The following is a 19,149-nucleotide window of genomic DNA, read 5'->3' as shown; positions in this document are numbered from 1 at the left end:
CTAGTCCTCGATTACCGCATCAACGAGCAGAGGCGGGCTGTGAAGATAGCGCGTCGCCCGACGCTTGGAAGTGATGTCCTTGAAGACCTTCTGCACCTGCGCTGTGGCTAGACCTACGGCCTCGGCCACGTTGTCGGCGGAAATACCGTGATTGACCGCGTACATGCAGACATCAGTCAATCGATAGGGGGCCGCGAAATAGAACTCCTCCTGGCTCTGCGGCAGCGAGAATGTGTCGGACGTCGGCGGCCGTCTCCTGATCTCGTCGTCGATGCCGAGGTATTCGGCCAGTTGGTAGACTTGGCTCTTGTAGAGATGCGCAATCGGCATGACGTCCGCGTCCCCGTCACCTTGCTTCACGAAGAAGCCCTGATCGTGCTCGAGCCGGTTTGGTGTGCCTATGACGGCATATTTCAGACGGTCCGCGTGATAGTACTCGGTCATCTTGCGGACCCGTTGCTTGTAGTTGGTTGCAGCGACGATCTGCAGGTAGACCTCGGGGGGAAGACGCACGGTGGAGGTTTCGCCGTGCGGGTCTTGTACGGTCAGACGGGTGATGTTGATGCCGGCGCTCTCCGCACCCGAGCCGAGTACCAGCTTGCATTTCCAGTCGGTTCCGTATTCGGGTACGACGGCTTGGATCGCCTCTCGCTGCCGGCGGTATGCGCCCAATGCTTCGAGCGCCGGTGCGATGTCTTCGACAACCGTCGTGAGGCGCAGTTGCGTGGCAACGGTCCGGCCGAGCCTCAGCGAATCGGAAGACGAATCGCGCTCGGGCATCAGAAGGCCGAGGACCTTCGTATTTCCAAATGCGCGCGCACAGAGCGCTGCGACCACCGAGCTGTCGATGCCGCCGGAAAGTCCGACGATGGCTCCGCGTCGGCCAAGCACGCCAAGGACACGGTCGCGCAAGAACGCGACGATGCGTGCGACCTCCGATGGCGCATCCAGGACCAAGGCGTCTTTACTGAACGCGGGTTCAGTTTGGCTGTGGGCTGCTTGCAAGGTCACGTGAACAATCCGCCTCTCTCTGGGGAAACTCGGCCGGTGAGTAGGTTTGTGACAGCGCCTTCTGGACGAGGTGCAAGTTCATCGCGAGGTAAGGCGGCATGACCAGATCGGTGTGAGTGCCTGCGCTTGGGACGACATCGATCTGGGCAAACGCACGATCCCATCCCAGAGTTTGCGGCATCTTCTTTCGCTGGCATCGGAACAGGACGGCGGAGAACGGCAGCATCGATTTCGGCTCCGCCAACCAGCGGAAGTAGGCCTTCGCGCGCAAGACTTCCTGCAATTCCTGCTTGAGCCTGAACGACGTGAGATCGAACTGCCCCTTCGCGCGGAGATCGAGCATCCGGGCCAGCTTAGCTTCATGGCCGATCGCAACGGTTGCCTTGGCGAGGGCCCGGCAGACCATCCGGGGCGCGGTGACCCGGTTGCTGCGGATTCGACGGATCGTGCGGGTCAACGTCTCCCATGCAGAACTGCGCTCGCCCATGAGGCTGGTGTCGAGAATTCCGAAGAACTTCACCGAGCGGCCGGCGGCAAACATTCGCGTCGCGACCTCGAAGGCGACCGCCCCACCCAGGGAATGACCGAGAAGTCTGATGTGGCCCTGCGGCTGGATGCGATTGATTTGCTCCACGGCAGCAGCAGCCATATCGCAAACGCTGTCCTGACCCTGCAAGATCTTGCCGAGATCCGGGTAGCGGATCGGGACGACATGTGCAATTTCGCGTATTGAGGCTGTCAGGGCGGCGAGGCTTGCTCCATAACCAAGCGAGCCGGGCAGTAGGAACAGCACGGGCGGCGCCGCCGCCACATTGCAGGAGGGCGGAGAAGCCAAATCCTCGCCTGTATCAATCAATGGCCGTAGTTTCATTGGCATGCAACCGACCGACCGAACTCCGATATTGGAGTATGAAGACGTTGAAAATCCTCTCATCATTCATTCGCATGAAGCATTTGGTCGCGCCCAGGAAATTGGTTATTTCCGCCCCAGTGTATCCATTGTCCATGTGCCGCCTCCTCGAGCGGACGCGAAGTTCGGGGCGCGCTCTTTCGACCCTCTGGGTCACACAGGCCCATTGATCGGTGCGCCCGACGTCCGCGCGCCGCCAGGCCCATTCAAGAGAAACAGCGCCACGATAATGCCCAGGGCGTAGCCGGTAGCTCCTCCGGCGGCCATCATGTAGATCACCTGCAACGGGTCGAAGCCGAGGTGGGCACCGATGAGAAGCGGGGCAAATACGAACACGGCTCGCACCAGGTTGACCAGCAGACGCAGCTCCTGACGACGGAAAAGAGTTGGAGCTTCTTGAATGGGTGTCGACAAGGCTTGTGCGGCGCACATGAGCGCCAGGGCGCCCATGATCTGACCCGTAGGTATCCAGGATTCTCCGAGCAGCGGAACGACGACGTAGGGGGAGATAAATCCAAGGCCGAGCACCGGCAGAACGATCAGGCCGGCCGCAACGACCAACAGGCCGCATGCGGTGCCGAGCAGATGATGACGGTCGAAGTCTTTGCTGGCCTCGGCGACGAAGACATTGCTGAGCGGCAAAGCGATCAGGGTGACCGGACCGGTCACGAGACGGGCGGCGACGCCAAAATGCCCGGCGAATGCGGTACCGAATAGCGAGCCTATGAAGATTGCGGGGAGATTGATGATCGCGAATCCCGCAAGGGCCGAGGGCAGCTCGAACAGTGGAAATTTGTACTCTCGCCGCGCCGTCGCCGCGACCGAACCCCACGAGGCTTGCGAGATGCGGCGGATGTCCTCCCATTTCAGGAGCCGGACGCAGAGAAATGCGATCAGCACAGCCTGGCTCAGGATGTGGGCTCGGATCATTGCGTCGTCCCCGAGGTGCGCGAGGCCGAAGCTCACCTGGAGCAGTGCCATCGACGCCGGCAGGATGAGGCGGCCCATGCCGAAGTCACGCATATGATTGAAGCGCAGGCACCAGCAGTTCATCGCGTCGGCAAGGCCGACCGCGCCCATCCCGATGGGGACGAGGTAGGTAAGATGTTGCAGTCGTCCCGGCACCACGTCCGACAGCAGGTATCCCGCGGTGAGCACAACAGAGGTCGTAAAACAGACCGCCACGAGTGTGAGCTTGAGTGCAACCAGCGCGTGAGCTCTGTCCTCGACCAAATACAGAGACGTGCTGAAGCGAAGTCCGGCTATCGCGCCGACGATGTTTACGATTGAGAGATAGATCGTGAAGATTCCAAAATCCTCCGGCGAATAGAGCCGGGTGAGGATGGGAATGGCCGCTACGAGCATGAGCTGGCCGGTGAGTGCGAGGGCGGAGACACCCGCCGCTGCACGAACAAGGGCCCCTGTCCGCGTCGGACCGGTAGCCGGTTTCGCGGCCATGAAAAACTTCCTGGGTCTAGAATTCATTTCAAAAAAGGCAAGATCGTAGCTACTGAGCGATCTACTTCGGTTCGATCGTAGGATGGAGCGGGGTGTGCGCCATCATTCGTTCGCATGACGCTGGCTGAAGTGTCGCAGAATCGAAGGAGGGCTCGCATGAACAGCTCGTGCTTGCCGCCGCGATTCTGCCAACCGAGCTGACCGCTTCGACACGTCGCGTCTCGGGATGATCATCGTCATGCAAATGAAGGATGGCCGGGCGTTCCAGTCAGCATACCGTTCATCGAACTGAGCTTGAGGGAAAAGCGATGAACCTGTTGCAGCCCGACGGGTCGAAGGGCATTCGAGATCCGGACGCCCGCCCCATGATTTCGGTGGCCATACCAACCTTCCGTCGACCGGATATGATACGCCGTACGATTGAAAGCGTGCTGCAGCAGAATTACGCCGACTGGGAAATGGTGATCAGCGACGACGAAGGTCCAAAAGGCGTCAGTTGGAGCATTCTGTCTGAATACGCTCGGAGCGATTCCCGTATTCGGATTGTCCAGAACCACCGAGGACGGGGCCAGGTTGAGAATACGAACAGTGCGATGCTCGCATGTCGCGGTCATTGGATCAAAGTTTTGCATGACGACGACTGGCTCGTGCCCGGATCGCTCGAGACTTTTGCGGAATTGGCGAGGACGTACCCCACCGCTGCGTTCATGACATCCACATCTCATCTCGTTCAGGATGAAGGCATAAAATACCGCCGGGGAGGGCAGGTCACGCGGTATTCGAGCCAGCAGTGCCTGACTGATCTCTATTTGGTCGGCAAGACCCGGGTGTTGGGAATTGTTCCGTCGACCCTGCTGATCAACAGCGAGGTCATCCAGGCGGGCTGTCTGATGCGAAACTACAAGTCGATCAGGTGGGGAGTGGACCAGCTGTTTTTCGTCGACCTCGCCTGTCATGGCGACATGGTGGCGATCGACGACGGCCTGATTTTCTACGATATGACGGACCACGCGAACATTACCGCTTCCAAATCGTTTTCTCAGATCGATGAAGAGACCCTTGATCTTAAGAATCTGACCTGGAGCCTGGTCGAGGACAAGCAAGGGCTTCCGGATCCCGAAACGGTCGTGCGTGCATTGCGGGTTGCAAGATTGCGCGGAAGATTTCGCCACCAGTCCTGGGGGGCAACGATCCGGGACGCGCTCCAGATCCTGCGCCCCTCGGTTATCAAGGCAGCCAACAAGGCGATCCGGGCGCGAGCGCGTACATCGGCAGCGGGCTCACTAGCTCGCGTGGGTCACGCCTGACGGAGCCGCCGCCGATCATTATCGGGACAGGGCGCTGGTCCGATCGGGGGCATCGAGACGTGTTACGAAGTCGAACACGGGGCCGCCCGCTACCCCCCAATTGCTCGACCAGATCACTTGGGAACCGTCGGGCGACGGCGAGGCGTGAGTCTCGCTCCAGTAGTCGTGCGGGACGTTGCGTGTGTACGCAATGCGTCGGAATTCGCCACTGCCGTCAATTCGCAGAGCAATGACTTCCCGAGCGAAGGGCGCAAACTTTGGTAGCTGGGCAATCTCGGCTGGATCGCCGCCATAGCTTAGAATCACCCAGCCGGGCCAGTGGATCGCGCGCGTGGATGCATGCGAGGCCTCTCCGCGCGGAGCAAGGGCGGTAACCACGCCGTCATCCAGTCGGCGCTTGATCACCTGGTATATGTCGGGATCAGATTTGCTGATTCCGACGTATATCTCGCGTCCGTCAGCGTCCACGGCCATGTCGCCATGACTCGGACGATGATGTTCGGTCCAGCTTTGCACCAGATCGCCTGCGACGGTGTAGATGAATGCCTCAGCCTTTCCGTCGACCCATCGGCTGCAGCTGACGTAGCTGCCCAGGGCAGATATCTCGCAAGAGCCGTCTCGCCCGGGCAGTTTTCCAACCTCGATATCCGGAAACTTCTGGCGGCTCACGAGGTCAAACGCGAATGCGACGACGACCCCGTCGGCGCGCGTGCCCCGCACGGCGATGCGCCGGCCGTCCTGAGAGGGATTGCCCTTGCCCGGTCCGAACTGAAGGCCGCGATAGCCCTCGGCCATCAGCATGATCTCTTCGGCATTGGTTCGCGGTGTCCAGAGCGAGATCTTGCGCCCGATCACGCAGATCATGCGCTCGGGATCGCGCGGGTGCCATTCGCACTCGTCTTCGCGTTGCCGGCGGAACAGCGGAACGTACGTCCGTCCGTCCAGAAAGCAGAGCCCGTTACAGCCGTTGGCGATCAGAAGCAGAGTCTGGTCGGCGTTCCAGGCCTGCGCGCTCGAATACCGGTGGGTGCAATAGGCTCGCTGACAGGCCAGGCCATTGCCCAAGGGCCCCGGGGTCGTTATCCGGACGATCGTGGCGCCGGTGTCGGGGTCGGTGACCGGAACGAGGTAGTCGGGCAAGTTCATGCTGCTGGCAGTCGAGAGCTTGGTCTTTGCAAGCGTCTGTGCGGCGGCGATGCCCGCCAATGCAAGCACGACGGCCACGGCGCCGGCCAGGCCAATTCGCGTGTAGAGGGACGGAGACATCCGTATCATGCTCCATGGCAAGCAGGGGGTCAGATCATCCGGGTGGGCAAGCGACCGATATGAGGTTCGGAGCTTACCGGTCACCAGGCTCCTGCGGGGACCAGGACTATTGGTTCGACGATGCGTTCTAGCTGCTCGGTCCCAGCGCGCATCATTTGAATGCAGGAGATGCCCCGCGAAATGTTGCCGCTCCACGGGCAGGTTCTGATCCTCTCGATCGATAGATCAGTCCGGCGCGGTTAGCCGGGCGGCGCGTATAGGCGCCGCCCGGAATTTGTTGAAGGCTTGATGGGACGTCAGGCCGATCGGCCAGGCTAGTCCTGCTCCGAGGCGCCCATTTCATGACGTCCGCGGTCGCTTGGCACAAGGCTGAGCGTAGGTTCCCGATCGATCGACAACGGCAGCGCGTGACCATTCGAGACCCGCACCAGTGATCCGTTGTTCATTCCCCAAATTGCGGCCTGCGTCCTGTTCTGGACCCGTATCTTGCGCAGGATCGCCTTGACGTGAACCTTCACGGTCGCCTCGGCAATATCGATCTTTCGCGCAATGCACTTGTTGGAATTGCCCTCGATCAAATAGGAGAGAATTGCCCGCTCACGCGGAGACAGATGAGGTGCTATCCGTTCTTCGGCCGCTACGAGGAGATTTGATCGCTCTTCGATCGCTGGCTGAAGTTGAGGCTCGCGATCCAGACCGCTATCGAGCACGAATGACAGGAAAGCCGGTGGAAACACCGTCTCGCCCATCGTCACGAGCTCGATGGACTTGATGAAAGCGTCGCATGAATTGACGTCGACGAAATAGCCGCTGGCGCCAGCCTTGTAGGCCGCGATCAACTCATCCGGCCGGTAGTGGTCCGAAACGATCGCTACGCGCGCATCCGGATAGTGCTCTCTTGCAAATCCGATGTGCTTCATGGCTGCATCGAATTCGCCGGTGCTGTGGATAATCACAAACAGGAGCTGCTGATGTGGCTGGAGTGTGCTTGTTACTTCATCAGTGCTCGAAGCCGACACCGCAATTTGAAAATCTGCAGCATGCAGTATTTGAGAAATTCCCTCTCGCAGCAAAATATTTCGTCCGATCAAAACAACTTTGCAGGATTGCCGCCTCCTCATCTTACCCTCCGCAACCAACGCAATGACACAACTTGAATGAAAAACACACAGGAAAAGGAACAAAGCGTCTCATCGCCCGTTTTTTCTGATTTACAGAAGTCGGGCGCCGTTTAGTTAATAATTGCTGAAGGTTAGATTCGATCTTTCGATCTTGCCTATATACCTTTCGTTATAGGCCGATGGGTCCCCACGCTGTTGGTGAACGGTCGTCGGAGATTGACTTGGGGGCGAAAGGGAATATTGATTCAACCTTTGAATGTTCGCCGTGTGCGGGTGAAACCGCTCGCGAAAGCCTTGCTCTATCGCGACGCTTTCGGACTTGCCAATTGGCAAATGGATAGACCGCTCGCCCAGCGGTTGTGAGCCGTGACCACCGGGTTCATACGGCCCTTTGATCCGGCGAACTTGATGTATATTGCGATCACAGACTCGTGCGGTTATTTGCCTCATAGGTCCGCTACGCCAAATGATACTTTAGGGAATTGCTCGAAGTTTATTTGTTGGTGATCAATTAATGTTGGAGCGGCAAGGGCGGGGGCCCGTAGCTTCAATCGCGGGAATTTTGGGGGCGGCAGATTAGGGAGCGCCCGATGCGTCGTGCGACTGTAGTGATTGCAGACCGACATCCAATGGTTTTGCAGGGTCTCGCAAGTGTTCTCGGTTCAGAATCCGATTTCGAGGTCGTTGCATCCTGCGGCGATGCTGCGAGTTGCATCCAGGCAATTTTGACGCTTGCGCCCGACATAGCGATCATGGATGCGGCGATGCCGGAGCTGACCGCGCTGATGAACAATTCACTCAGTCATTCGGACAGCCGACCAACGCGGCTTGTGTTCTTCGCGCCCAGCGAGGACTGCGATCTTGTGTTGGCGGGCGCCCCGGCCGGGTACAGTGTCCTTCTGAAGGAGATGACGGGCCAAGCCGTGGTGCAGGGCTTGCGAGACATTGCCAACGGCCAGACCGTTGTTCCGTTATCGCCCACCGATCAGGCCGCGCCTCGCGAGCAGAGTCCGAATCCGGAAAGTGCGCTGGCGGTGCTCACCGAGCGCGAGCGGCAGATCATGCGCCTGGTCTCTCGTGGTCTGTCCAACAAGGAAATTGGCCGCCGGCTCCACATTGCGGACGGCACCATCAAGGTTCACCTCCACAACATTTTCCAGAAGCTTGAAATCGGCAATCGCACTGCGCTTGCCGCCCTCGCCATCTCGCAGGATGACCGCGCCAATTCGGCGCAGGACAAACCGGCGCATGCTGGATCGGATCCGGTGCCCGGGGATCGCTAATCATCTCGCACTGTTTGCAGTGCGATATGCGGGCATTTCGCTGAGGCCAAGCCGATCGACCATTGCACCTTCAGATTGTGCAAGCGCCGGCAAAGCCGCGTTTCGCTCTCTTATCCCTCGACGGAGAACTGAAGAACGAACAGCGACCGGCCGCCAAGCTCGGGGCTGTCGCTGACTTCCACCTGCCAGGAAATGTAATGCAGGAGTGGGTCCATCACGTCGTGCTTGAGGATCTCGCCGCTCAGTTCGATCGCAGTAGTCCGTGCCGCGGAAATGTCGGGGAGATCAAGTCCGACATCGTCGAGCACTGAATGACCGTCGTGGATATGAAAGAAATACCGCGGCATGGACGTCTCCGGACAACGCGAACATTCCGATGACTGCAGCGAGCCCCCCGCATCACGGTCGAGATTTCGCATCGCAGGGGGGCGCATAGCAAGCGGCTATTCTAGGAGGACCCAATCATCATTGATGGGTACCCCGACGTTGATCTGCATGACCACGAATTCAGAATGAACAATCGCTTCTCGAGGACTACGATGATGTTGCGTCGACGGAGCCCACTTCGGCGCAGCGCTGCGGCCCCGGCCTTGCGAATCCCCAATGCCCCCGCCGGGGCCGCGCCCTTTTTCGCAAGTCCCGCCCGGTCCTCCATCACCGCCGCGCAGAAATTGCAACCGATACTCCGATCGGTCGGGAGCGGACGGTTTGACTTTTGGGGAGATGATCTCGAAAAATCATATCCGGTAGTAATCGCGATACCAGCGGACGAAATTGGATATACCGGTTTCGATAGGGGTGGAGGGCGAAAACCCGGTATCGCGCATGAGATCGCCAACGTCGGCAAACGTTTCCGGAACATCCCCAGGTTGCATTGGCAGCATTTCCTTCGCTGTGGTTCGTCCCAGCTCTTTCTCGATCAATTCGAGGACGTGCATCAGCGCTTCCGGGCGGTTATTGCCTACGTTGTAGAGCCTGGCCGGTGCGCCCGCCGCATCGGCGTTGTCGTCCGGAGCGCGCTCGATCAGCCGCGAGATGACGCGAGTGACGTCGTCGACATAGGTGAAGTCGCGCCGCATCCTGCCATGGTTGAAGAGCTTGATCGGCCTGCCTTTGACGATCGCGTCGGCGAACAGGAATATCGCCATGTCGGGCCGGCCCCACGGGCCGTAGATCGTAAAGAACCGTAAGCCGGTGACCGGGAGCCGGTACAGGTGGCTGTAAGAGTGGGCCATCAGCTCGTTGGCTTTCTTCGTCGCGGCATAGAAGCTGACGGGGTGGTCAGCCCTATGCCGGGTCGAAAATGGCAACTCGGCATTGGCGCCGTACACGGACGATGATGATGCGTAGATCAAATGACCACATGCGTTATGCCTGCAGCCTTCGAGGACGTTGAGGAATCCCTCGAGATTGGCGTCGACATAGGCGTGCGGCTGATCGATCGAATGCCGGACGCCGGCCTGAGCGGCTAAATGGATCACTCTCGCAAAACGATGTTTTGCGAACAACTCGGCCATCGTCGAGCGATGTCCAAGATCGATCTGCACGAAGGAGAAACGCGGGTCGCGGCGCAGAATGTCGAGACGCGCGCGCTTGAGGGCTGGGTCGTAGTAGCTGTTGATGTTGTCCAATCCGACGACCCGGCGCCCTTCATCGAGTAGCCGACGGGCAACATGAAAACCGATGAAGCCCGCAGCTCCGGTCACCAGAACGTCGTCGGCAACTTGTTCTGAGCGAGATGACATTCGCTGTCCAGGTTAGATGGAGCTCGAACGGCGAAGAAGGCGCCATCGATCGCAGAAAGTTAACTCTCAATCGCGCCGCATCTCGATTGCGCAAATGAGCGCACCTGACGATGGCGGCGGAGCCGAGTTGCCAGCTGCCGCTCGAACGGATTACTCCGTGCATCCTCGCCACTGTCTCAAATTCCAGGGGCGTAGCGTATGTAATGTCCGAGCGAACCCCGTCATCATCCATTTGCATGAAGATGAAGCCAGGCAAACCTGCAGAGTTGTTTCAGCGGCGGGCTTGCCCGACGTGGCCGTCGGCTTGGAGTACGCGTTATCGAACGATCGACGTCGGTGACTTGAGCGCAAGCGGCGTGGTCAGGGGTGTTTGCGATGAAGATGGTCCGTGTTGATGCTCTCGGCGCGAATGTATCGAGCATCGGTTTCGGCTGCGCGTCGCTCGGGGGGCGCGTTGGGGCTCGCAGGGGGGTCGAGGGGCTCGAGCGCGCGTACGACGCCGGAATAACCTGGTACGACGTGGCGCCGTCGTATGGCGATGGGATGGCGGAGCCCATTTTGGGTCAGTTCGTATCCGGGAAGCGCGGCAGCGTCTATATCTGCACCAAGGTCGGGATGCGCCCGCGTGATACCTCCGCCGTTATGCGGATCCTGAAGCCGATGGCGCGCGCCGCTCTTGCGGTGTTTCCCGGGATCCAACCGCGCCTCTCCGCAATGAAGTCGAAGCCCTTCAAAGTGCCGCTATCGGCCGAGCTGATCAGGACGAGCATCGAGGATAGCCTGAGGCGACTTCGGACGGATTATGTAGATGTGCTTGCTCTCCACCGTCCCACCCGCGACGAGGTCGTTCGCGAAGACATCATTCGGGCGGTTGAGCGCATCGTCCAGGACGGGAAGGCCCGCGCGATTTCGATTGCGGGTAATAACGAGGGCGGAATTGACGACCTCCATGAATCGCTACCATACCGGCTGATACAGATCGCGAATAATCCGCTCGAGCCGAATCTTCAGAGATCGACCGAGATTGCGCGGCGCAGGACGTTTGTCACCTATGGATCATTCTCGAGCGTCGCCCCGCTTGTCGCAAGGCTGGGATCGGAGAAGGAAATACTGAACGGCCTTTACGAGATGGGATACCGGGGCGACCTCACCGAGATCGCCGCTGCCTTCGTCGTGGATTATGCGCTGGCAACGAACTCGGCAGGAGTTTCGCTGTTTTCGATGTTTCGGAAGGAGCATCTCGCGTTCAATCTGCGCCGGTCAGCGCAAATCCCGGCGCTTCATCAGCTCAATCGCATCGTCGCCGAGCTCTCGAACGGGCCGCGGCGAGCCGAACGATTGGTCGTGCGCGTGTTGGTGTAGCGATCAAGTGCGGAGCTTATGGGCATGAGGTCTACTCCGTCATCATCATGCAATCGGCGGCTGCGCGTGCTAGAATTCGCGTCCCACGATACTACTCGCCAATGTTGTCGACGATATTCGACAGGCGCGCGGGCGGCCGGGAGGCGGCTGGCTTGAGCGTCTCGCCGAAGCATGCGCAGCAGGGCAGGCCAAAGGTGAGGGGGCCAGGCCGATGCCGTCGCGTTAGGAGATTGCCCGCAATCGTGGTTGCGCTTGGTGGGCCCGTTGATAGATGCTCGGAGAGAGGCCATGTGCGGAATTGTTGGTGTCGTCGGGCGGGGCCCAGCCTCTGCTCTTCTTTTGGACGCGCTGAAGCGGCTTGAATACCGCGGATATGACTCGGCCGGTATTGCCACTCTCGAGGACGGTTCGCTGACGCGACGTCGTGCGGTCGGAAAGCTCGCGAACCTCAAGAGTAGGCTCGACTCGGAGCCGCTTGCCGGGCGGATCGGAATTGGTCACACCCGCTGGGCAACGCACGGCCGTCCCGATGAGACGAATGCGCATCCTCATATGGTTGATGGTGTGGCGATCGTGCACAACGGGATCATCGAGAACCATCGAGAGTTGCGCAATGATCTCAAAGCAGCCGGTGCACATTTTGCGACCGAAACCGACTCCGAAGTGGTTGCGCATCTCGTTAGCCGCGAGCGGAAGAACGGATACGAGCCGGTCGCAGCGGTGCGTAAGGTGCTCCCGCGCTTGAGCGGAACGTTCGCGCTCGCCTTCCTGTTCGAAGGGCACGACAATCTCCTGATCGGTGCCCGGAAGGGCTCGCCGCTTGCTGTCGGCTACGGTTGCGGCGAAATGTTCCTGGGTTCGGATGCGATGGCGCTCGCGCCGCTGACGGACATTGTCGCCTACCTTGAGGACGGCGATCTCGCCGTCGTGACCCGAGAGCAGATCGAGTTTATCGACGTGAACGGCGCGCGCCTGCGTCGTACGTCGGCCAAGGTCGCTGGTGCCGCCGTGATTGTTCACAAGGGCGAGCATCGCCACTTCATGGCGAAGGAGATTCACGAACAGCCGAAGGTGGTTGGGCAGACGCTTGCGCAATATATCGCGCGCGACGGGACAATCAGGTTACCGGCGGGCGTGGATGTGGACTTCGGGACAGTCGATCGCGTGTCGATTGTAGCTTGCGGGACCTCCTTCTACGCCGGTCTGATTGCGAAGTACTGGTTCGAGCGATACGCCAGGCTCCCGGTCGAGATCGATATTGCATCGGAATTCCGGTATCGCGACGTTCCGTTCGGAGCGGGTAATCTGGCGATTTTTGTGTCGCAGTCCGGCGAAACGGCCGATACGCTCGCCTCGTTGGAGTTCGCCAAGACCCACGGCCAGCATGTCCTCTCTGTCGTCAACGTGCAAACCTCGACGATGGCTCGTTCGAGCGACATCGTAATGCCCACATTGGCCGGTCCGGAAATAGGGGTCGCGTCGACAAAGGCGTTCACCTGTCAGCTGGCAATCTTGCTCTGCATTGCAATCGCTGCCGGTCGCAGTCGTGGTGTGCTCTCGACCGAAGACGAGCGCTCACTCGTCCGGGCCCTTGCCCAGATTCCAGACCATATGGCCCGCGCGCTCGAACTGGAGCCGAAGGTCCATGAGCTCGCGCGTGAGATCGCCAGGGCCACAGACGCTCTGTTCATAGGCCGGGGCACGAATTATCCGCTGGCATTGGAGGGAGCCCTCAAGCTCAAGGAGGTCACTTACATTCACGCAGAGGGCTATGCAGCGGGTGAGCTCAAACATGGACCGATCGCGCTGATCGACAAGGGCCTGCCGGTCATCGTTATTGCGCCGTACGACGCGACGTTCGAAAAGACCATGTCGAACATGCAGGAGGTGATCGCCCGTGGGGGCCGCATTATCCTCTTGACCGACGAGAGAGGTGCTTCACTCGCCGCGTCCAGTGGTTGCTCGGTCTTGGCCTTACCGGATATGCCCGCGGCCGTGGCGCCGCTGGCTCTCGCGGTGCCGCTACAACTCCTTGCCTATCACAGTGCCGCGATTATGGGGACCGACGTGGACCAGCCGCGGAATCTCGCGAAGTCCGTGACCGTCGAATAGTCGGTCCGGTCGCGCCACTTCCGCTTCAGAAAGAGCTGTCGAAAGCAGGATGCTGATCTGACAGACCGGGACGCTCCGAAATGGGTGCCTCCTTCGACCAATCCGCGCTCTCGGCGGCTCGGGGTAGAGTCTGGCGGCCTTCGGGCCCAGGTTAAGCACCGACGTCTGTAGGGCAGGCGGCCCCGCTATATTGTAACCGCGTTGGCGGGGCCGCTGCTGCCAAGAAACGAGCGAGCACCTGGGGGCTGCTTCCATACGGCGAAGCGAGTGGGGTTTCCCGAGGCGGTGCGGCTCGGACTTGAGATACGCAACTCCCCTCAGAACCAGCCGCCTTGCGCGCGCTCCGCAGCCGGATCCTCGCAGACTCTTCGGCATCAGGCCGCAAGGGCAGCCCGATCAGGGAGTAGTCCTTTCGGGTTATTGGAAGACTGTTCTGCTTCGAGATAGCTTCAGGCAAGCCCGTCCGGTCGACGAGGTCGTTTGGCATCCTACCTGCGCTTCGCGAGGGATCATGTCGGTTTTGACGGGAACGGCCGGCGCGGACATTCGACGCGGTGATATGATTAAAGTCATCAAAGGGAGGCTGTTCCCGGCGCTCCTTTACGAGCAATATGAGGGCGGCGCCGCCGAAGATATTCCCGAGGGTGCCCGTGCCTATTGCCTCAAAGACAAAGTCTGGCGAACGATGCCTCCGGGCTTCCGCCCCTCCTAGAGCTTATTGGCAAACCAGCATCGCAAAATGGCCGAGCCTGGCTCGGCCAAGTCGTGAGCGGGCCGGCGCCGCAGCCTCCGCGGTAGGGCTGGACCGACGTGCATGCAGACTAACTGCAGCTCAGCGGTAACGGCTGGTCAGGGTACAACTCGTACCAATCGTAGCAATCTGGATAGGCGCCGTAGAATCCGTATCCGGGTCGATAGCGACCAAAGCGGTGGAACGCATGCTGGCGCAGGCCGATGCCGCCGGCGCCGGCATGACCGCCGAATCCGAGATGTTCGCCGCCAAAGCCTCCATCATGCCCCATGCCGCCGAAATGCGCGCCGCCGCCGAAGCCCATATGTCCGCCGCCGAAGCCACCACCGCCAAAACCGGCGTGGCCGCCGCCGCCGAAGCCACCACCGTGGCCGCCGCCACCGCCACCGCCGTGCGCCTCGGCCGCGCCGATGGCCAGGGTCGAGGCAAGCGCCGCTGTTGCCAAAATCATGATTGCTCGTTTCATGGGACACTCCTTTCGTGTCGATCTGCCTGGTCATCCATGCAGTCCGCTCCCGCGTCGTGCCGTCGCCAAAGCTCCTGATGCCAAGGCTCGTGATGAAAGGAGAGGTAGGAGCGATGCGCGGCAATCCCACTAAATTCGACTTCAGGAACGAGGCGCACCGGTCGGGAAGGTGACCCTGCCGCGGGGGCCGCGGCCCGCGGAAGGGGCGGGCTGAACGTTCCAGCCCGCCCCCGTCGTTCGATGAGGAGCGACCGACCGAGGCGCCCGGCCGGCCAAGGAAATGCCGCGATCAGAAGCCGCCCGTGCCGGGCTCACAAGGCACGTTGTTGCCGGTCCACGGCGCCGTCGCGAAAGCGCCCACGCGCGGCGCAGGAACGCAGACGCGGCCGTCCTGCTGATAGAAGGGCTCGCCCGATGCGGCCGTATCGGTTGTCATCGCGGGCTGTCGCATGGCGGCATGGTGCTCGCGCGCCATGACGGGTCCCCCGAGCACGGCGGCTGCAATCAATCCCGTCGACAAGAGTTTGAGAGTGGTCATTTCGGCTTCTCCTTTGGTGACATCAGGCCGACCAAGCGGCTCACCATCAACGTGTGGACGGCCGGGCGTCGTCCAAATGCACGAATTGCTCACCGGATTTCAACGGCCTGTGAGGCGGCGCGGCGCTGCAAGCACGATCGTGCGAATGCGCAACATCCGTTGCCTTGAGAGTAACGGGGAGGGCATCGCAGGCATATGTTCATGAAAGCGCAGTTCAAATTGGAGGTGGAAGATGATCACGACGACAGCGAGACGTATGGCCATCGCGCTGGCCCTGTTGGCGACGGGCACGGCGCGCTTCCTGAATCGCTATTTAGTGGTGCCCCATGCTCCGCAGGACTATGTCGTCAGACAACGAGTGGCCTATGGCAGGCTGGCGCGGCGTCGCGCGTTCAGAGCGGGCGGGCATTGAACATGACGCCCCCGACCGCCGAGCTCGTGCTCCTCCGCCGCAGGCCGAAACGCCTCGCAGAACGTGGGAGCAGGATCATGACGCGGATTCTTCTGATCGAAGATGATGCCGAAACCGCCGAGGTGATCGTCGCCGAACTCGCCGATCGCGGTTTTGAGGTCCAATGGGCCCCTGACGGCGTCGACGGTCTCGATCGGGCGCGCGCAGCGTGTCCGGATGCCATGATCGTCGATCGCATGCTGCCCGGAATGGACGGGCTGACCGTGATCGAGGCCTTGCGTAAGGATCGGGTCGGGACGCCGGTGCTGGTTCTGAGTGCGCTCGGCGCCGTGGACGATCGGGTACGCGGATTGCGTATGGGGGGAGACGACTATCTCACCAAGCCGTTCGCGATCATCGAGCTCGTCGCGCGCATAGAGGCATTACTTCGCCGTCCGATGGACAGCCGCGAGACTACGCTGCATGTCGGGCCGCTGGAACTCGACCTGATCGAGCGAACCGCGCGACGGGACGAGCGCGAGATAGATCTGTTGCCGCGCGAGTTCCGCCTGCTCGAATACATGATGCGCCGGAGCGATCAATTGCTCACGCGCGCGATGCTGCTCGAAGAGGTCTGGAACTACAAGTTCGTTCCGGCGACGACGAATCTGATCGACGTGCATATGGGCCGGCTGCGCCACAAGGTGGACGGTCCCGGTGATACGCAGCTCATCCACAATGTTCGCGGCTCCGGTTTCATTCTGCGTTCGCGCGCATAGAGACGCGAAACTCAGGGGCTCGCAGAGCACATCTCGGACGAATATCGAGTGCCGGTTCGATGCGTCAAATTCAGTTCATCCGTTCGAACACGTTCCTCTGGGCCCTGGCGGTGGCGGCCGCATTTGCGCTGTTCGTGGTCGGGCTGTTCGCGTTCACCTATTGGAAGCTCGACGACTATCTGATCGCGCGATCCGACCGCATGATCACGACCCGGATCAACTTCATCGCCGATTTGCCGCCGGAGCGCCGCATCGGAGCGATTTCCGATCATCTCGAGCAGGATTCCAGAGGCGTGCAGTATGCGGGACTTTTCAATGATGCGGGCACCCGGCTTGCCGGCAACATCGACAGCTTGCCGCGCGCGCTCGACCTCGGCGGAGCGGCGCAGGGTGTGCGGCTCGACCTGATCGAGAAATCGGCGGTCCACGGACCGGTCATCAGGGTCGTGGGCAGGCGTCTCGAGAACGGCGATGTCCTCGTGATGGGACGGAACGTCGATGAGACGCACGAAATCTCGAGTGTCGTGGGGCAGGCGCTCGCGCTCGGCCTGCTGCCGGCGTTCTGCCTCTGTCTGCTGGCCGGAGCGTGGCTGAGTGTTCGCGCCCAGAGACGCGTGGAAGAGGTGAACCAGCGGGTGCAGCGGATCGTGGCCGGGGAGTTGCGTGAGCGGCTTCCGGAAGACAATTCCGACGATCCGTTCGCGCGACTGGCCAGGATCGTCAACGGTATGCTCGCGGAGATGGAGACCATGATCAACGCGCTTGCCGGTGTCGGCAACGATATCGCCCATGATCTCAGGACGCCGCTCACGCGCGCACGCCTGGCGCTGGAGCGCGGCCGAACGCATGCGACCACTTTGGAGCAGCTCCAGGAGGTCACGGACAAGGCAATGGCCGGAATCGATCAGTCGCTCGCGATCGTCACCGCCCTGCTACGCCTCACCGAGATCGAGAACAGCCGTCGCACCGCCGGTTTCGGTAACGTTGCGCTCGACGAGATCCTGCGCGAGGTGTGCGACGTCTATGAGCCCATCGCCGAAGACAAGGGCATCGGGCTTGGCGTCGTCATCGATCGCAATGTGCAGGTGTGGGGCGATCGGGACCTGTTGTTCGAAGCGATGGCCAATCTCGTGGACAATGCCGTCAAGTTCACGCCGCCCGGCGGCCAGGTGAGGCTCGAACTGGTGTCGGAAGACGACACTGCGCTCGTGCGCGTAAGTGACACCGGACCCGGCATCAGCACGCAGGAGCGCGAAGCGGTGCTGAGGCGATTCTATCGTTCCGACAAGATGCGCAATACGCCGGGGGTTGGGCTGGGACTGAGCCTGGTGGCTGCCATCGTCAAGCTGCATGGCTTTCGATTGATCATCGGTCCGGCTCCCGGCGGGCGGATCGAGATCCTTGCCTGGACCGGGAGGGCGAGCAAAGCCGCGGCATGCGGGTCCCGGACCCCAACTCTCGCAACCGTCAATCAGATGTGATGCCCCTCATGATGTGTGATGTTCTCGATGCCAGGACATGCCGAATGTCTGAAGGCGAATTCAGGTTTGTTACGCTCAATTCAGTGGCCTCCGCCTTCGCGGGCTTCCTAGAGTCCGCTCGCCGGTTTCGTATGTGGGAGTGACAGATGCAGATCCGCCACGAAGTAGTGAGGAATAGTGCCATGGCTGTCGCGGCCGGAGCACCATCGGCCCCTTTCCTCAGCGCCTATTCCGCGGCCATCAAGCGCTTTGAACTGCTTGAGCCCGGTCACGAGCAGCAGCTTGCACGCCGCTGGCAAGAGACGCGGGACCGCGGCGCTGTGAACGCGCTCGTCACGAGCCATCTCCGGCTCGCAGCCAAAGTGGCACGCGGCTACAAGGGGTACGGTCTGCCCTTGGCCGATGTGATCGCGGAGGCAAATCTCGGCCTCGTCATCGCGGCGTCACGTTTCGAACCCGGCCGCGGTGCGCGGTTCTCCACCTATGCGGTTTGGTGGATCAAGGCCTCGGTTCACGAATACATCCTGCGCTCGTGGTCCCTGGTCAGGATCGGTACGACGGCAGCGCAGAAGAAGCTGTTCTTCAAGCTCCGTAGCGAGATGAGGAAAGCCGCGGGCGGCGCGATGGCGGCGCTCACGCCCGATGTCGCCGAGACGATCGCGGAAAGGCTCGACGTCACGGCGCGTGAGGTGATCGAGATGGATTCCCGCCTGAACGGTGACATGTCGCTGAACGCGCGCGTTGGCGATGACGAGCAAGGAACCGAGTGGGAAGCGTTGCTGGTCGATCAGACGATCGACGCGGAGACGGTGCTCGCCGATCATGAGCAGACGGAGCGCCGTACCAATGCCTTGCGCGCTGCGCTGGGCATGCTGACGGCGCGCGAGCGTCATATTCTGGAGGCGAGGCGGCTGGCGGAATGCCCTGTTACGCTGGACCAGCTCGGATTCGAGCTTTCGATCTCCAGCGAACGGGTTCGGCAGATCGAGATCCGCGCCTTTGCCAAGGTCAGGCGAGCCGCCATTCTTGCGGTGCAGGATGCGGCACGCAAGCGCCCCGACGGCGTCTCGGGCTCACGGCCGCGGGAGCTCACCGCTCCATGAGCGATCGAGAAGCGGTGATGCCGGTACGAATGATGTCTGTCCTGCCGCGGAGCATCTGAATTCGT

At 60.9% G+C, this 19,149-nt stretch carries 17 protein-coding genes; 8 read left to right on the top strand and 9 right to left on the bottom strand.

Translation table 11 applies throughout. The features are described 5' to 3' along the window. From nadE to BJ6T_RS30415, 3 genes are all read right to left on the bottom strand, one after another. Positions 1-1,011 (bottom strand): NAD(+) synthase, encoded by a 1,011-nt coding sequence (gene nadE, locus BJ6T_RS30425; protein WP_014496391.1) that lies wholly within the window; start codon positions 1,009-1,011, stop codon positions 1-3. Next, the gene (locus BJ6T_RS30420) at positions 980-1,867 is read right to left on the bottom strand and encodes a thioesterase domain-containing protein (protein WP_240537920.1); all 888 of its coding nucleotides are present in this window, start codon (positions 1,865-1,867) and stop codon (positions 980-982) included. Before BJ6T_RS30420 ends, nadE begins: the two co-directional genes overlap by 32 nt. Before the next feature lie 207 nt (positions 1,868-2,074). After that, positions 2,075-3,379, bottom strand: a complete 1,305-nt coding sequence (locus tag BJ6T_RS30415; RefSeq protein WP_014496389.1) for a lipopolysaccharide biosynthesis protein — start codon at positions 3,377-3,379, stop codon at positions 2,075-2,077. A 308-nt stretch (positions 3,380-3,687) separates the two neighbouring features. On the opposite strand from BJ6T_RS30415, the gene BJ6T_RS30410 reads away from it, so the two are divergent. Then, positions 3,688-4,686 carry a glycosyltransferase family 2 protein gene (locus BJ6T_RS30410; RefSeq protein WP_014496388.1) on the top strand — a complete coding sequence of 333 codons (999 nt, stop codon included), beginning with the start codon at positions 3,688-3,690 and terminating at the stop codon, positions 4,684-4,686. Positions 4,687-4,704: 18 nt separating this feature from the next. Here the strand turns inward: BJ6T_RS30410 and BJ6T_RS30405 are convergent, their stop codons facing one another. Then, positions 4,705-5,952 (bottom strand): YncE family protein, encoded by a 1,248-nt coding sequence (locus BJ6T_RS30405; RefSeq protein ID WP_014496387.1) that lies wholly within the window; start codon positions 5,950-5,952, stop codon positions 4,705-4,707. 314 nt (positions 5,953-6,266) lie between these two features. Beyond that, positions 6,267-7,073 carry a LuxR C-terminal-related transcriptional regulator gene (locus BJ6T_RS30400; RefSeq protein ID WP_043900433.1) on the bottom strand — a complete coding sequence of 269 codons (807 nt, stop codon included), beginning with the start codon at positions 7,071-7,073 and terminating at the stop codon, positions 6,267-6,269. 590 nt (positions 7,074-7,663) lie between these two features. On the opposite strand from BJ6T_RS30400, the gene BJ6T_RS30395 reads away from it, so the two are divergent. Further along, positions 7,664-8,356 (top strand): LuxR C-terminal-related transcriptional regulator, encoded by a 693-nt coding sequence (locus tag BJ6T_RS30395; protein WP_043900268.1) that lies wholly within the window; start codon positions 7,664-7,666, stop codon positions 8,354-8,356. A gap of 110 nt (positions 8,357-8,466) precedes the next feature. Here BJ6T_RS30395 and BJ6T_RS30390 read toward each other — a convergent pair whose 3' ends face one another. Both BJ6T_RS30390 and BJ6T_RS30385 read right to left on the bottom strand, forming a co-directional pair. Further along, complete coding sequence (locus BJ6T_RS30390) at positions 8,467-8,703, bottom strand: DUF6894 family protein (protein ID WP_014496384.1); 237 nt, start codon at positions 8,701-8,703, stop codon at positions 8,467-8,469. Positions 8,704-9,093: 390 nt separating this feature from the next. Continuing rightward, a complete protein-coding gene (locus BJ6T_RS30385) occupies positions 9,094-10,101 on the bottom strand; it encodes an NAD-dependent epimerase (RefSeq protein WP_038934123.1) in 1,008 nt (335 codons plus the stop codon). A gap of 375 nt (positions 10,102-10,476) precedes the next feature. On the opposite strand from BJ6T_RS30385, the gene BJ6T_RS30380 reads away from it, so the two are divergent. The 3 genes from BJ6T_RS30380 (at position 10,477) to BJ6T_RS30370 (ending at position 14,287) form a co-directional block, all read left to right on the top strand. Beyond that, positions 10,477-11,463 carry an aldo/keto reductase gene (locus BJ6T_RS30380; protein ID WP_039228345.1) on the top strand — a complete coding sequence of 329 codons (987 nt, stop codon included), beginning with the start codon at positions 10,477-10,479 and terminating at the stop codon, positions 11,461-11,463. Between the two features lie 288 nt (positions 11,464-11,751). Then, positions 11,752-13,575, top strand: a complete 1,824-nt coding sequence (gene glmS, locus BJ6T_RS30375) for a glutamine--fructose-6-phosphate transaminase (isomerizing) (protein ID WP_014496381.1) — start codon at positions 11,752-11,754, stop codon at positions 13,573-13,575. Between the two features lie 511 nt (positions 13,576-14,086). Beyond that, positions 14,087-14,287 carry a hypothetical protein gene (locus BJ6T_RS30370; protein ID WP_014496380.1) on the top strand — a complete coding sequence of 67 codons (201 nt, stop codon included), beginning with the start codon at positions 14,087-14,089 and terminating at the stop codon, positions 14,285-14,287. Between the two features lie 109 nt (positions 14,288-14,396). On the opposite strand, the gene BJ6T_RS30365 is transcribed toward BJ6T_RS30370, so the two are convergent. Together BJ6T_RS30365 and BJ6T_RS30360 are read right to left on the bottom strand one after the other, a co-directional pair. Further along, positions 14,397-14,792 (bottom strand): hypothetical protein, encoded by a 396-nt coding sequence (locus BJ6T_RS30365; protein ID WP_014496379.1) that lies wholly within the window; start codon positions 14,790-14,792, stop codon positions 14,397-14,399. 289 nt (positions 14,793-15,081) lie between these two features. After that, a complete protein-coding gene (locus BJ6T_RS30360; RefSeq protein WP_014496378.1) occupies positions 15,082-15,330 on the bottom strand; it encodes a hypothetical protein in 249 nt (82 codons plus the stop codon). Positions 15,331-15,819: 489 nt separating this feature from the next. On the opposite strand from BJ6T_RS30360, the gene BJ6T_RS30355 reads away from it, so the two are divergent. The 3 genes from BJ6T_RS30355 (at position 15,820) to rpoH (ending at position 19,084) form a co-directional block, all read left to right on the top strand. Next, positions 15,820-16,500: a response regulator transcription factor gene (locus tag BJ6T_RS30355; RefSeq protein ID WP_014496376.1), complete on the top strand. Its 681-nt coding sequence runs from the start codon at positions 15,820-15,822 to the stop codon at positions 16,498-16,500. A 59-nt stretch (positions 16,501-16,559) separates the two neighbouring features. Beyond that, on the top strand, positions 16,560-17,981 hold the full coding sequence (locus tag BJ6T_RS30350; protein ID WP_014496375.1) for a sensor histidine kinase: 1,422 nt from the start codon (positions 16,560-16,562) through the stop codon (positions 17,979-17,981). 146 nt (positions 17,982-18,127) lie between these two features. Next, entirely contained in the window at positions 18,128-19,084 is a 957-nt protein-coding gene (gene rpoH, locus BJ6T_RS30345) for an RNA polymerase sigma factor RpoH (RefSeq protein ID WP_014496374.1), read from the top strand. The last annotated feature ends 65 nt before the right edge of the window (positions 19,085-19,149 follow it).

It is taken from the genome of Bradyrhizobium japonicum USDA 6 (assembly GCF_000284375.1).
GTDB classification, from domain to species: Bacteria; Pseudomonadota; Alphaproteobacteria; order Rhizobiales; family Xanthobacteraceae; genus Bradyrhizobium; species Bradyrhizobium japonicum.
This window is presented reverse-complemented; position numbering and strand designations above follow the sequence as displayed.